Source organism: Agromyces sp. NPDC058126 (genome assembly GCF_042884595.1).
GTDB lineage: Bacteria > Actinomycetota > Actinomycetes > Actinomycetales > Microbacteriaceae > Agromyces.
This window is the reverse complement of the sequence record NZ_JBHVTS010000002.1, coordinates 264,586-278,319: the sequence shown is the minus strand read 5'-3', so window position 1 is coordinate 278,319 and position 13,734 is coordinate 264,586. Positions and strand designations below refer to the sequence as shown.

Below are 13,734 nucleotides of genomic sequence, written 5' to 3'. Positions count from 1 at the left end.
CGCGCCATGCCCGATGCCCTCTCGTGGTTGCCGTCGCTCGTCGTCTTCGGGGCGGCCGCGGTCGCCCTCGTCGGCGCTCTGGTGGGCCTGCGCCGAGCCGGCGTCCGACGCGAGCGGGCCGAGCTCGCCGCCGGCCGCGACGCCGAGGTGCGCGCGAAGCAGCTCATCGTGCGGGCCGACGAGGCCGTGCGCGACGCCGAGCGCGAGATCGCCTTCGCCGGGGCGCAGTTCGGCGACGCCGCCGCGCGCGACACGCGAGCGGCCGTCGAGATCGCCCGCGGCCGCCTCCGCGAAGCCCTGCTCCTGCAGCAGCGACTCGACGACGCCGAGTCCGACACGGCGGCCGAGCGCCGGAGCTGGAGCGCGCGCATCGACGACCTCTGCCGCTCCGCGCTCGCCGCGATCGACGACGTCACCGCCGAGCTCGGCCGCCGCCGCAGGCTGGAGCGCGGTGCTGGAGACGAGCTGCCCGCGCTGCGCGACGACGCCGCGGCGCTCGCACGACGACTCGAGGGCGCCGAGCCGCGCCTCGCCGACCTCGCCTCGCGCTTCGCGCCGACCGCGCTCGCCGGGGCGGAGGCCGCCCGCTCCCGTGCGGCGGCGGGCCTCGACCGCGCCAGTACGGCGCTCGGCGAGGCCGAGGCACTCGTCGCGCGAACGCAGCCCGCGGCCCCGGTGCTCGCCGAGGCCGCCGACGCGATCGAGCGGGCCGGGCGCGATCTCGACGAGGTCGACGGACTGGAGGCTGCGCTCGACGCCGCGCGCGCCGAGGCGGAGCAGGAGGCGGTTCGGCTCGGCGAGGAGCTCGCAGCCGCGCGCGGCGAACGCGACGGTCACGCCGACCCCGACTCGGCGTCGGCGCTCGCGGCGGCGGTGGGCGAGGCATCCGCCGTGCTCGCGGCGCGCGCCGAGCATCGGGGCGACCCGTTCCTCGATCGCGACCGGCTGCGCGCCGCCCGCGACCGGCTCGAGGTCGCGCGGGCGGCGGCCCGCACCGCGCAGAACCGCATCGACGGCGCCCTGGGCGCCCTCGGCGGGGCGATCTCGATCGCCGAGAGCCAGCTGCGCGTGGCCGAGGCGGCGATCGCGAGGGGCCGGGGCGGGGTGGGGGCCGCCGCTCGCACGCGGCTCGCCGAGGCCGAACGGCAGCTCCAGATCGCACGGCAGGAGTCCGACCCCGTCCTCGCGCTCGACGCGGCCCGCCGGGCGAACGCCCGGGCGAGCGACGCTGAGGCGCTCGCGCTCTACGACGCGCTCGGCCGGGATGGTGCGCGCGGCGGGTAACCTGTCGCGGTGAGCGCGACGACGGATCCCTTCGGACAGACCAAGTACCAGGTGCGATTCGACTGGGGCGCCGCCGGCGCCGATCGCATCGTTCCCGGCGTGCACGCCGTCGTGCTGGTGGACGCCCTCTCGTTCACGACGGCGGTCGTCGTCGCCGCGGAGCACGGCACCGCCATTGCACCGTGGCCGAGCGGCGACCCCGCGGGTGCTGCCGCCTTCGCCGCCGAGCACGACGGCGTCGTCGCCGTTCGACGGGGCGAAGCCGGACCCAGCCTTTCGCCCTCGAGCTTCATCGCTGCACCCGTCGCCACACCGCTCGTCGTCCTGCCCTCGCCGAACGGCGGCGCCCTCGCGCATCGGCTCGGCGTGCTCGGCGTCCCCGTCATCGCGGCCTCGATGCGCAACCGCGCCGCGGTCGCCGAGCGACTGCTCGCGCTGCAGGCCGAGCACGGCGACCGGTTCATGATCGCGATCGTCGCCGCCGGCGAGCGGTCGGCGATCTGGCAGGCGGGCGACTCGGCGGAGCCGGGCTCGCCGCTCGCCGACGGCACCCGCTTCGCGATCGAGGACCTGCTCGTCGCGGGTGCCGTCATCGACGCGCTCGTCGCGCGCGGCGTCGACCACACCTCGCCCGAGGCGGCGGTCGCCTGCGCCGCCTACGAGGGGCTGCAGCGAGCCACACGCCACCTCATCAGCGCGTCGGGCAGCGGCGTCGAGCTGCGCGAGCACGGCTCCGGCGCCGACACCGTGCTCGCCGCCGAGCGCGACGTCACCGACGTCGTGCCGGTGCTGCGCGACGGGGTCTTCAACGCCGAATAGGATCTCTGCATGACGACGGCGACCAAGCGAGGCATCCTCGCCGTCGTCACCGCCCTCGTGCTCGTCGCGCTCGGTCTCGGCGTCGCGTTCGCCGTGGGCGACGCGCTCGGCATCCGCACCGAGCCGAGCGAGCAGATGCAGCCGGCCGCCGCCGCCGTGCCCGACGTCGCGCCGCCGGTGGCGCCGCCCGAGTTCACGACGCTCGACGTGCCCGAGACCGTGCAGTTCGAGGTCGCGGTCGACGAGCTGCGCGACGCCGTCGCCGATGCTCCGGCCCGCGAGGGCGAGGCCTCGGTCGCGGTCGAGCTGATCCCCGGTCAGGAGGCCGATTCGGGGCCGGGCGACGACGGGTACGAACTGCGCGGGGACGCCTCGGCGCTGCGCATCGTCGCGTTCACCGAAGTCGGCGCGGTGCGCGCGATCTACGACCTCGCGGCCCAGGTGCGGGCGGCAGCACCGATCGCCGACCTCGTCGGCGTGCACGAGCCCTCCGAGCTGCCGCTGCGCATGACCGACCTCGGCGCCGTGGGCGTCGAGCCCGATCCGTCCGAGTGGGAGACGGGCGACGACTACTCCCACGCGTCGAAGGCGTTCGCCGCGGTCGTGCAGCCCGAGGCGCCGTACATCGACGAGGCTGCGCTCGCCGAGGCCTACGACGACTTCGACGAGTTCCTGCGGCACTCGCTCGCGAACGGGTCCGATGCCGTCGCCTTCCCCGGGTTCGTCGAGTTCGTGACCTTCGACGAGGCGCCGGGCGGCCCGGTGTACGCCGAGGGCGACGAGCACCGCGACCGGGCGCTCGCGCTGCGCTCGGCGTTCGCCCCGTTCTGGGAGCGCGCCGACGAGCTCGGCGTGCAGGTGTTCCTTCGCACCGACATGCTCGCCCTCACCGGCCCCCTCGAGCGCGCCCTCACCGACCGCTTCGGCTCGCTCGACACCGAGGACCCCGAGTTCTGGAGCGTCTACACCGCGGGCCTCGACGAGCTGTACGAGGCGGTGCCCGCGCTCGACGGCGTGCTCATCCGCATCGGCGAGGCCGGCGCGATCTACGACGTCGGCGGCTGGGACTACTACTCGGCGCTGAAGGTGACGACCGTCGACGCCGTGCGCACGATGCTCGGCGCGTTCACCGGGCAGGCCGAGGAGTCGGGCCGCGAGGTGATCTTCCGCACCTGGAGCGTCGGCGTCGGCGCCGTCGGCGACATGCACACGAACGACGCGTCCTACGAGGCGGTGCTGGGCGGCATCGACTCGCCCGCGCTCATCGTCTCGACCAAGTACACGCTCGGCGACTTCTACAGCTGGCTCCCGCTCAACCACACGCTCGAGCAGGGGGCCCAGCGCCGCATCGTCGAGTTCCAGAGCCGTCGCGAGTTCGAGAACTTCGGCGCGTTCCCCAACGACCTCGGACCGCAGTACCAGTGGGCCCTCCAGCAGCTGCTCGCGGCCAACGACCGCATCGAGGGCGTCTGGGTGTGGACCCAGGACGGCGGCCCGTGGCGGGCCGGGCCGATGTCGCTCACCCTGAAGGCCGGGTTCTGGCAGCTCTACGAGCTCAACACGCAGCTCGCGGCCGAGCTCGCACGCGATCCCGAGGCCGACGTCGCCGCGATCACCGCGGCGTGGGCGCGCGAGTGGTTCTCCGACGACCCCGCCACGGTCGAGGCGATCGTCGGGGCGATGACCCGGTCGCGCGAGGCGATCGAGCAGGGCATGTACATCGAGCAGTTCGCCGAGCAGCGCGTCTTCGCGATCGGCCTCGAGCCGCCGCCCATGATGTGGATCTTCGAGTGGGACATCCTCACCGGCGACTCGGCCGTGCTCGACGTCATGTACTCGATCGTGCGCGACTCGGCGGGCGGCGGCGGAGCCGAGGGCGTCGACGCCGCGATCGCGAGCGGAGCCGAGGCGGTGGCCGCGGTCGAGGACATGCGCGAGACCGTGAGGGCGACGGATGCCTCGAGCTGGCGCTCGCCCGAGCTGCGGGAGGCGTTCGTCTCGACGCTCGACTACGAGCTCGACACCCTCCGCCTCCTCGAGGCGTATCGCGCGCTGATCCTGCACCAGGGGCAGTGGCACGACACGCGCTCGCCCGAGGCCCGCGAGGCCTGGGAGGCCGACCGCGCCCGGTTCGACGAGCTGGCGGCCGAGCATCTCGCGCGGTACGACGGCGACCTCGACCACCCCGCGCTCAACCTCACGGCCGCGCAGCTCGGCATCGACCGCACCGAACGCGACCCCGCCATGGCGTGGGTGGCGCGCGTCCTCCTGGTGCTCGCGCTCGCGTGGCTCGTCATCGGCGTGATCTCCTCGCGCACCCGGCTCGTCGCGAAGCCCGGTGCGGCCGCGGCCTGTGCGACCTGGGTCGCGTCGATCCGTCCGTGGCGGGCCCGCGAGACGGCGCTCGGCCTGTACGACCTCGACCGCTGGCTGCTCCTCGCCGTCCCGGTGGCCCTGCTCGTCGGAACCCGCGCCGTGCAGACCTCGTTCCTGTCATGGACCCACCTCGCGGTCGTGCTCGGCGCGTGGACCGTGTTCGCGCTCGTGCTGCGGTTCTGCGTCGGGCGGCGTTCGCCCTGGCCGGTGATCGCCGCGGTCGGCGGCGTCGTGGTGCTCCGCTGCATCCTGACCCTCGTCGCGCTGTCGTTCACCGGACCCGGCGGGTACTGGTTCGCGTTCTGGACCGACCCGGTGCTGCGCACCGCCTACGTCGCGCTGGCCTTCGCGCTCTTCGTCTGGGTGTTCGTCGCCGCCGGGTGGGCGCTCGCAGGGCAGGTCGGGGCGCGCCGTGCCGTCGGCTTCGTGCTCGCGGCCGTCGGCGCGGCGCTCCTGCTGCCGTCGCTCGTCGTCGGCGCGATCGGGCTCGAACAGGCGCTGACCCTCTGGAACGACGAGCTGGGCCTGCTGCCGTGGGGTCTCGCGAGGATCCTCGGCATCACGACCTACCTCGACATCCCGGGCGAGACGGCCTGGTACTCGGCCGGGTTCGCGGCCGCGCTGCTCGTCGCTGGCGCCCTGCTGGCGCTGCCGAAGCGACGGGGTGCGGGCTCGCGCGGTTGACGGGTGCCGGGTCGGGCAGACCCGCCGGGCTCAGGGCGGCGAGCCCGTCAGGCCGCGCGTTCGGGTTCTGCCGACTCGGTCGCGACGGTCGCGGCGGGCGCGGATGCCAGGGGTTCGGGCGTCGCGGGTGCGGGCTCTGCGAGCAGGGGCTCGTCGAAGAGGGGCTCGGCGAGTTCGTTCGACGCCCGCGACCGGCTGCTCTTGCGGGCGCGGTGCGCCCGCACCTTGGCGCGGTTGCCGCAGCGCTGCATGGAGCACCAGCGGCGGGTCGCCGCGCGCGAGGTGTCGAGGTACACGATGTCGCAGTCGTCGCCCGAGCACTCGCGGATGCGCTCGAGGTTCGCGGGGGCGAACAGGTCGACCGCGTCGCGGGCGATCGTCGACAGCGCCTGCGGCACGGTGTGCACCGAGCGGCCGGCCTGGCGGGAGCCCCCGGCGAGCGACGGCGGCACGTCGGGCGTCGCCGCGTAGAGATTCACGAGGTCGACGTCGCCGGAACGCGGCGCCTCGCGGCGGCTGGCGGCGAGGGCCATGCGCGCGATCGCGTCGCGGAGCGCGACGGCGTCGAACAGGTCGCGGGACCGTGCGACGCCGACGGGCACGGGGAATCGCTCGCGCAGCCACGCGGTGAGGTCGTCGGGGGAGTGGAGGCGTTCGACGCCGGCTCCGGCCGCGGTGCCCCCGATCGACCCGGTCGTCGCGAAATCGAGCGCGAACGAGCCTGAGTCGAACCACCAGCGGACGCCCTCGGCGGGAATGAGCCACTGCCCGATGGGGATCGAGACGGTGGAGACGGGCATCCGTCCAGCGTAGTGGTATCGGAGGGTCAGCCGACGGCCGCGCTCGCCGCCCTGCGGCGCACCGCGGGCGTGATCTCGCGGTGGTGCCAGACGATGAGATTGGCCCGATCGAAGCCCCGACGGCAGAGACCGCAGCTCAGCGGGCGGGTCGGCTGCCGGTATCGGAAGTGCTCGTGTCCGGCGGGGCAGCGGCCGACCCAGGGCGCGAGCTCGTGGGCCACCTCGCCGTCATGTGTGCGTCGTCCGACGTAGCCGAGCTCCGCGCCGACGGCGGCCCACTTCGGCCCGTGCGCCGCGCGGGGGCCCGCGATCGCGTGCGCGACCTCGTGCAGCAGGATCTGGTGGATCTCGTCGTCGTCGTAGCGGGCCGCGAGGTAGCGCGACACCGAGATGCGCTTGGCCGTGTAGTTGCAGAGGCCCGCGCGCTTCTTGGCGTTGTCGAACTCGAAGCTCCACACGGCCGGGTCGAGATGCAGCACGATGAGCGCCTCCGCCCAGCGCCGCACTCGATCGAGATCCGCCATGGGATGAGAATAACCCCGCCCGCCCCCTCAGGGGAGGGGCTCGGTACCCCCGAACGGGGCCATACGAGCGACGGGCCGGGCGCGACGGCGGGCTCAACCGGCCGGGGCGAGCCCGACGGCGAACAGCCGGTCGTCGCCCTCGCGCGGTGAACCCCGCCCGTCGGTGTTGTTGCCGATGAACCAGAGCCCGCCGTCGGGGGCCGCGGCGACATCGCGGATCCGGCCGAACTCGCCCGCGAACCAGGGCGTCGCGACGAGCGAGGCCCCGGCGCCCGAGCCGATCGCGGGCGCGATCGTCCACACCCGTTCGCCTCGGAGCGCCGCGAGGAAGAGCGTGTCGCCGATCACGGCGAGCCCGCTCGGGCTCGCGTCGCCCGTGGCCCACTGCTGCACGGGGTCGGTGAAGCGCGGATCGCCCGCGGCGCCCTCGACGACCGGCCAGCCGTAGTTCGCGCCGCGGTCGATGCGGTTGAGCTCGTCCCACGTGTTCTGACCGAACTCCGCGGCCCACATGCGGCCCGAGGCATCCCAGGCGAGACCCTGCGGATTGCGGTGCCCGAACGACCAGGTGTAGTTGCCGAACGGATTGCCCGGGGCGGGGTCGCCGTCGGGCGTCATCCGCAGGATCTTGCCCGAGAGCGAGTCGGGGTCCTGCGCGGCGTCGCGGTTGCCGGCGTCGCCGGCGGTCGCGTAGAGCATGCCGTCGGGGCCGAACGCGAGACGCCCGCCGTTGTGGTTGCCGGCCTTGGGGATGCCGGTGAGCACCTCCTCGGGCGCGCCGAGGGAGAGCCTGCCCCGCGCGCCGCCCAGGGGCATCCGTACGATCCGGTTGTCGTTCGCGGCGGTGAAGCACGCGTACACGTACGGCGGACGGTCGGCGTCGCCCGGCAGGAGCGCGAGTCCCATCAGCCCGCCCTCGCCCCCGGCGGCGACGCCGGGAACGGCGGTGACGACCCGGAGGCCGCCGTCGGGCAGCACCTCGACGATGTCGCCGCGGTCGCGCTGCGAGACGAGGGTGCCGCCGCCCGGCAGCACGAGGATCGACCACGGTGCGTCGAGCCCCTCGGCGACGACCGATACCGGGCCCGACGGCTGCAGCACCTCGGGCGGGGGTGCGGGGGTCGCACTCGGGGGCGGCGTCGCGGTCGCCGAAGGCGCAGGCGTCGGCGTGCGGGAGGGCGTCGGCACCGGCGGCGCAGCCGTGCAACCGAAGAGCGCCGCGACGACGAGCACGGAGCACGCGGCGCCGAGCGCGCTCCCGATCGGCCGCCGGGCGGGCGCACGGGGCGGGCGCGAGGCATCCACCGCCCTGTCGCCGCGCGCGCGTCGCATGCCGCCTCCCCTCCCCAGTCTGCGCGTCGCGGCGGCAGAATGGGAGGATGCGGCCCGCGATCGACCTCAACAGCGACCTCGGCGAGTCGTTCGGCGCCTGGCGCGTCGGCGACGACGAGGCGATGTTCGGCCTGGTGTCGAGCGCGAACGTCGCCTGCGGGTTCCACGCCGGCGACCCCGTCACGATGCTCGAGAGCGCCCGCCGCGCGGTTCGCCACGGCGTCGCGCTCGGCGCGCACCCCGGCTATCGCGACCTCGTCGGCTTCGGCCGGCGGGCGCTCGACGTCGCCCCGGGCGAGATCGCGGCCGAGGTCGTGGCGCAGCTCGGTTCGCTCGACGCCCTCGCCCGCCTCGCGGGCACGCGGGTGCGCTACGTCAAGGCCCACGGGGCGCTCTACCACCGCCTCGCCGTCGACCGAGCGGCGGCGCGCGCCGTCGCCGAGGCGATCGCGGCCGCCGACCCGACGCTCGCCCTGCTCGGCCCGCGCGCGAGCGAGATCGAGTCCGCCGCCGAGGCCGCCGGCATCGTCTTCGCCCGGGAGGCGTTCGTCGATCGCGGTTACACCGCCGACGGCTCGCTGAGCCCGCGCGGCGAGCCGGGCGCGATCGTCGACGACCCCGCCGCGGCCGCCGACCGCGCGCTCGAACTCGTCGAGACGGGCGGCATCACCGCCGACGACGGCAGCCGGCTCGAACTCGCCCCCGACTCGCTCTGCCTGCACGGCGACACCCCCGGCGCAGTGGCGATCGCCCGCGCCGTGCGCGCCGCGCTCGAGGGCTCGGGGCACCGCATCGAGGCGTTCGCGTGACCCGGCGCCTGCTGCCGAGCGGCGAGTCCGCGCTCCTCGTCGAGTGCGACGACCTCGACGAGGTGCTGGCGCTGCACGACGCGCTCGCGGTCGAACGCCGGCCCGGCGTGGTCGAACTCGTGCCGGCCGCACGCACGGTGCTCGTCGCCGTCGATCCGGCGGTGCTCCCGCTCGAATCGCTCGAGACGTGGCTGCGGCGCATCCGGGTCGACGGGGCGGCGGCGACCGCCCGCGCGCTCGACGAGGCGGTGATCCGGGTGGTCTACGACGGCGACGACCTCGACGAGACGGCGGCGCTGCTGCAGGTCTCGCCCGAGGCCCTCGTCGCCCGCCATCTCGCCGCGTCGTGGCGGGTCGCGTTCGGCGGCTTCGCACCCGGGTTCGGCTACCTCGTGAGCGACGACTGGGCGTTCGAGGTGCCGCGCCTCGGCGCCCCGCGGCCCCGGGTGCCCGCGGGATCCGTCGCGCTCGCCGGAGCCTTCGCCGGCGTCTACCCGCGGCAGAGCCCCGGCGGCTGGCGCCTCATCGGCCGCACCGACGCCGTGCTCTGGGACGCCGGGCGGGCTGAGCCCGCCCTGCTCGCGCCCGGTCGACGGGTGCGCTTCGAACGGGCGAGCGGATGACCCGCGCGCTCGTCGTCGATCGGGCGAGCGGATGACCCGCGCGCTCGTCGTCGAGGCGCCCGGCCCGCTCGCACTCGTCGAGGACCTCGGCCGGCCGGGATACGCCCATCTCGGGGTGACGGGCTCGGGCGCACTCGACCGCGGCGCCGCCCGGCTCGCGAACCGGCTCGTGGGCAACCCCGACGGCGCCGCCCTCGTGGAGGTGCTCGTCGGCGGGTTCCGGGCGCGGTTCACCGGCGGGGCGTGCTGGTTCGCGGTGACGGGCGCCTGGGGCCCGGTCGTCCTCGACGGGCGTCCCGTGGCGCCGTACACGGCCGTGCGCGCGACCGACGGCGGGGTGCTCGAGCTCGGGCCCGCCGCCCGCGGGCTCCGCTACTCGCTCGCGGTGCGCGGCGGGGTCGACGAGACGCCGGTGCTCGGCTCTCGCTCGCGCGACACGCTCGCGGGCCTCGGCCCCGAACCGCTCGGGCCGGGCAGGGCGCTCGCGATCGGCGCCGAGCCCGGGGCATCCGTGCCGCTCATCGACCAGGAGGCCGCCTTCGCACCGCCCGACGGCGCGGTGACCCTGGCCCTGCGCCCGGGCCCGCGCGCCGACTGGTTCACCGAGGAGGCCCGGGCGACGCTCTTCGACGCGCCGTGGCGGCTCTCGGAGCAGGCGGATCGCATCGGCGCGCGGCTGCTCGGCCCGGTGCTCGAGCGGCGCGCGTCGGGCGAGCTCGCGAGCGAGGCGACGGTGCCCGGATCGGTGCAGGTGGCGGGCGACGGGCGGCCGACGATCCTGCTCGCGGATCGACCGGTGACCGGCGGGTACCCGGTGATCGCGATCGTCGCGGCCTCCTCGCTCGACGCGGTGGCGCAATTGCGGCCGGGCCAGGAGGTCCGGTTCCGGCACGCCTGATCGTCTGGAAATTACTCTTCACAACTTCGAGCGGGTATGGAAGTATCTTCCAAAACCCTACGACTCGGAGGTCCGATGATGCCCCTCGACGACACGCGCGACGACCACGCGACGCACCCCGGAGGCGCCGAGCCTCCCGCCGACTCCTCGGCGGGCCTCCACCGGCGCGGCTTCCTCACCCTTGCCGTCGCGGGGGTCGCCGCCTCCGCCCTCACCGTGACGGTCGGCAGCCTCGCCCCGACCCCGGCGTTCGCCGCGGGCGCGGCGGCGGGCACCGCCGGCGCCGCGATCACCGGCCCGCGCAAGCGCGAACTCCGCGCCATGTGGATCTCCTCGGTCGTCAACATCGACTGGCCCAGCCGCACCGGCCTCACCGCCGACGAGCAGCGCGCCGAGTTCCTGCACTGGCTCGACGTCGCCGAGCAGTTCAACCTCAACGCCGTCTTCGTGCAGGTGCGGCCCACCGCCGACGCGTTCTGGCCGAGCCCGCTCGAGCCGTGGTCGCAGTACCTCACGGGCGTGCAGGGGCAGGACCCGGGCTACGACCCGCTCGCCTTCATCGTCGAGGAGGCGCACGCCCGCAACCTCGAGCTGCACGCCTGGTACAACCCGTACCGCGTCTCGATGCAGGCCGACCCGGCGAAGCTCGTGCCCGAGCACCCGGCGCGCGTGCACCCCGAGTGGGTGTGGGCGTACGGCGGCAAGCTCTACTTCGACCCGGGGCTGCCCGAGGTGCAGGAGCACATCCAGCGGGTCATCCTGCACTCGGTCGAGCACTACGACCTCGACGGCGTGCACTTCGACGACTACTTCTACCCGTACCCGGTGGCGGGGCAGACCATCCCGGACGCCGCGACCTTCGCCGCGCACGGCGCCGGCTTCGACGACGTCGCCGACTGGCGTCGTCACAACGTCGACACCTTCGTGAGCTCGATCTCCGAGCGCATCAAGGCGCTGAAGCCCTGGGTGAAGTTCGGCATCAGCCCCTTCGGCATCTGGCGCAACCGCACGACCGATCCGCTCGGCTCGGAGACCGGCGGCTCGCAGTCGTACGACCTGCAGTTCGCCGACACCCGCAAGTGGGTGCTCGAGGGCTGGCTCGACTACATCAACCCGCAGATCTACTGGCAGATCGGACTCGCCGTCGCCGACTACGCGAAGCTCGCACCCTGGTGGGCCGACGTCGCCGCGACCTCGGGCACGCACCTCTACATCGGCGAGGCGCTCTACAAGGTGACCTCGGGCGCCTTCACCGACCCGGCCGAGCTCTCGAACCACCTGACGATGGACCGCGGGATCGACGCGTCGGGCACGCCCGTGCACGGCAACGTGTACTTCTCCGCGAAGCACGTGCCCGCCGATCCGCAGGGCTCGATGTCACGGGTGTTGGCCGACCACTACGCGCACCCGGCGATCGTTCCGGCCATGGAGTGGCTGCCCGCCACGGCGGTGCGCGCCCCGGTGCTCACGCCGCCGGTGCGCGGCGACGCGGGCGTCGTGCTGCAGTGGCAGGATGCGGCGCCGCCGACGAGGCGGGCCACCTCCTTCGCCGTCTACCGCATCGAGGGCGACGGGGCGATCGACGTCGAGGATGCCACGGCGCTCCTCGCGACCGTTCGCGCGGGTGCGGGCGTGGTGCAGCGATTCACCGACGCCTCGGCGGAGGCGGGCCGCTCGTACTCGTACGCGGTGACGGCGCTCGACCGGGTCTGGAACGAGAGCGCGCCGAGTCGGGTGCGCACGATCGGCTGAGCCGGGCCGCGCGGTCGGGTGCGCGCCGGGGTCACCGCCCCGGCTTCGCGAGGAAGATCGATCGGGCGGGCGGCGGTGACGGCACCGCCGTGGCGTCGGTCACGATCGGCGCACCGGCGATGAAGCGGCGGAGCTCGTCGCCGTCGACGAGCTTCGCCGGGGCCGGGTCGCTCGCGAGCCGGCGGGGCATCTCGTCGAACGGCAGCGGCGCGTTCGAGGCGTACATGACGACGTTGCCGAAGCGGCGGCCCTTCAGCATGCTCGCGTCGGCGGCGATCGCCACGTGGGGGAAGACGTGCGCGAGGGTCGCCGCCTGCGAGCGGGCGAAGGCGAGGCCGGCGCCGTCGGCGACGTTCACGGCGACGATGCCCCCGGGGGCGAGTCGTGGGGCGATGAGCCCGTAGAACTCGACGCTCGTGACGTGCGCGGGCGTGCGGGCGCCCGAGAAGATGTCGACGATCGCGAGGTCGACGGCGCCGTCGAGCCCGCCGGGGAGCTTCGCGAGGACCTCGCGGGCATCGCCGTGCCGGACACGGAGTTGCGCGCCGCGGGGGAGCGGCAGGTGCTCGCGCACGAGGTCGACGAGCTCCGACTCGAGTTCGACGACCTGCTGGCGCGAGCCGGGCCGGGTCGCGATGACGTAACGCGGCAGGGTCAGCGCCCCGCCGCCGAGGTGCACGGCGGTGATCGCCTCGCCCTCGGGTCGCACGAGGTCGGCCGCGTGCCCGATGCGGCGCACGTACTCGAAGCCGAGCCAGTCGGGCCGCTCGAGCTCGACGTGCGACTGGGGGGTGCCGTCGACGTACAGGGTCCACGAACCCGGCGTCTGCCGCGACTCCTCGAGGTGCGCGAGGTGTCCGCTCACGGCGAGGCGGCGTTGGAGCGAGTCGTCGGGGGAGGGCACGAGCCCACGCTACCGCTCGTCGCGCAGCGCCGGCTGGGAGCGCGGTGCCCGCCGGAGGCCGACGCACGGGGCGTGGTTCAGCAGGCGCCCCACAGCACGAAGTCGAGCCGCTCGCCCGTGAGCACCGCGGCCGGGTGCGGCCCGTGCGCGGCCAGGCGCTCGACGAGTCCGTCGGGGAGCCCCGCGGGGGCGGCGACGAGCACGGTGTTGCCCTCCTCCGTGCCCGCCAGCACCGCGGCGTCGCCCGTGACGAGCAGTTCGGCCGACGGTGCCGCTCGCGCGACCGCCCGCGCCTGCGCCCGCAACCGGGCGAGGCCCGCTGCATCGGCCACGTTCACGACGAGGAGCCCCCGGGTCGAGAGCAGCCCGAGGCATCCGCCCATGAACTCGCGCGTCTCGACGAAATCGGGCGCCTGCAGGTGGTCGTAGAGGTCGACGATGACGAGATCGAAGGGCGGCGCGGCGCCGAGCTCGGCGATGACGGATGCCGCGTCGCCGATCTGCACGGCGATGCGAGCGCCGGCGGGCAGCGGCAGGCGGGCGAGCACATGGTCGATGAGTTCGCCGTCGAGGTCGACCACGTGCTGCACCGAGTCGGGGCGGGTCGCGGCGAGGTAGCGCGGCAGCGTCATGGCGCCGCCGCCCAGGTGCAGTGCACGGAGCGGCTCGCCCGGCATGCCCATCGCGTCGATCACATGCCCGATGCGTCGCACGTACTCGAAGAAGAGGTGCGTCGGATCGGCGGCGTCGACGTGGGACTGCGCCGTTCCGTCGACGAGCAGCGTGAGACCCGTCGACGAGAAGATGTCGGTCTCGAACTCGATGCGCGGGGGTGTCGGCGCCACGGAAGCATCGTCCCATGCGAGCGGCGGGAGTCCGAGCCGGTGGAGCGGAATGAGCAACGATTGCTCAGGCGCGGCCGCCGCCGG

At 74.8% G+C, this 13,734-nt stretch carries 12 protein-coding genes; 7 read left to right on the top strand and 5 right to left on the bottom strand.

Annotation, left to right across the window (positions count from 1 at the left end; genetic code table 11):
• The first annotated feature begins 6 nt into the window (after positions 1-6).
• From ACFVTR_RS06515 to ACFVTR_RS06505, 3 genes are read left to right on the top strand one after another with little or no spacing between them, the layout of a single operon-like run.
• Positions 7-1,284, top strand: a complete 1,278-nt coding sequence (locus tag ACFVTR_RS06515) for a hypothetical protein (protein ID WP_387035754.1) — start codon at positions 7-9, stop codon at positions 1,282-1,284.
• A gap of 9 nt (positions 1,285-1,293) precedes the next feature.
• Positions 1,294-2,103, top strand: a complete 810-nt coding sequence (locus ACFVTR_RS06510) for a 2-phosphosulfolactate phosphatase (RefSeq protein WP_387035752.1) — start codon at positions 1,294-1,296, stop codon at positions 2,101-2,103.
• Between the two features lie 9 nt (positions 2,104-2,112).
• A complete protein-coding gene (locus ACFVTR_RS06505) occupies positions 2,113-5,163 on the top strand; it encodes a hypothetical protein (protein WP_387035750.1) in 3,051 nt (1,016 codons plus the stop codon).
• 47 nt (positions 5,164-5,210) lie between these two features.
• Here ACFVTR_RS06505 and ACFVTR_RS06500 read toward each other — a convergent pair whose 3' ends face one another.
• From ACFVTR_RS06500 to ACFVTR_RS06490, 3 genes are all read right to left on the bottom strand, one after another.
• A complete protein-coding gene (locus ACFVTR_RS06500; protein WP_387035748.1) occupies positions 5,211-5,963 on the bottom strand; it encodes a CGNR zinc finger domain-containing protein in 753 nt (250 codons plus the stop codon).
• A 26-nt stretch (positions 5,964-5,989) separates the two neighbouring features.
• Positions 5,990-6,487, bottom strand: coding sequence for a SprT-like domain-containing protein (locus tag ACFVTR_RS06495; RefSeq protein WP_376944239.1), 498 nt, complete (start codon positions 6,485-6,487; stop codon positions 5,990-5,992).
• A 93-nt stretch (positions 6,488-6,580) separates the two neighbouring features.
• Complete coding sequence (locus ACFVTR_RS06490) at positions 6,581-7,819, bottom strand: PQQ-dependent sugar dehydrogenase (RefSeq protein WP_387035746.1); 1,239 nt, start codon at positions 7,817-7,819, stop codon at positions 6,581-6,583.
• A 47-nt stretch (positions 7,820-7,866) separates the two neighbouring features.
• On the opposite strand from ACFVTR_RS06490, the gene ACFVTR_RS06485 reads away from it, so the two are divergent.
• From ACFVTR_RS06485 to ACFVTR_RS06470, 4 genes are all read left to right on the top strand, one after another.
• Positions 7,867-8,628 (top strand): LamB/YcsF family protein, encoded by a 762-nt coding sequence (locus tag ACFVTR_RS06485; RefSeq protein ID WP_387035744.1) that lies wholly within the window; start codon positions 7,867-7,869, stop codon positions 8,626-8,628.
• Positions 8,625-9,251 carry an allophanate hydrolase subunit 1 gene (locus ACFVTR_RS06480; protein ID WP_387035742.1) on the top strand — a complete coding sequence of 209 codons (627 nt, stop codon included), beginning with the start codon at positions 8,625-8,627 and terminating at the stop codon, positions 9,249-9,251. Before ACFVTR_RS06485 ends, ACFVTR_RS06480 begins: the two co-directional genes overlap by 4 nt.
• Positions 9,252-9,282: 31 nt before the next feature.
• Positions 9,283-10,149: a biotin-dependent carboxyltransferase family protein gene (locus ACFVTR_RS06475; RefSeq protein ID WP_387035740.1), complete on the top strand. Its 867-nt coding sequence runs from the start codon at positions 9,283-9,285 to the stop codon at positions 10,147-10,149.
• Positions 10,150-10,227: 78 nt separating this feature from the next.
• Positions 10,228-11,901: a glycoside hydrolase family 10 protein gene (locus ACFVTR_RS06470; RefSeq protein ID WP_387035738.1), complete on the top strand. Its 1,674-nt coding sequence runs from the start codon at positions 10,228-10,230 to the stop codon at positions 11,899-11,901.
• A 31-nt stretch (positions 11,902-11,932) separates the two neighbouring features.
• Here the strand turns inward: ACFVTR_RS06470 and ACFVTR_RS06465 are convergent, their stop codons facing one another.
• Positions 11,933-12,805 carry a spermidine synthase gene (locus ACFVTR_RS06465; RefSeq protein WP_387035735.1) on the bottom strand — a complete coding sequence of 291 codons (873 nt, stop codon included), beginning with the start codon at positions 12,803-12,805 and terminating at the stop codon, positions 11,933-11,935.
• A gap of 77 nt (positions 12,806-12,882) precedes the next feature.
• Positions 12,883-13,650 carry a spermidine synthase gene (locus ACFVTR_RS06460; RefSeq protein WP_387035733.1) on the bottom strand — a complete coding sequence of 256 codons (768 nt, stop codon included), beginning with the start codon at positions 13,648-13,650 and terminating at the stop codon, positions 12,883-12,885.
• Positions 13,651-13,734 lie beyond the last annotated feature (84 nt).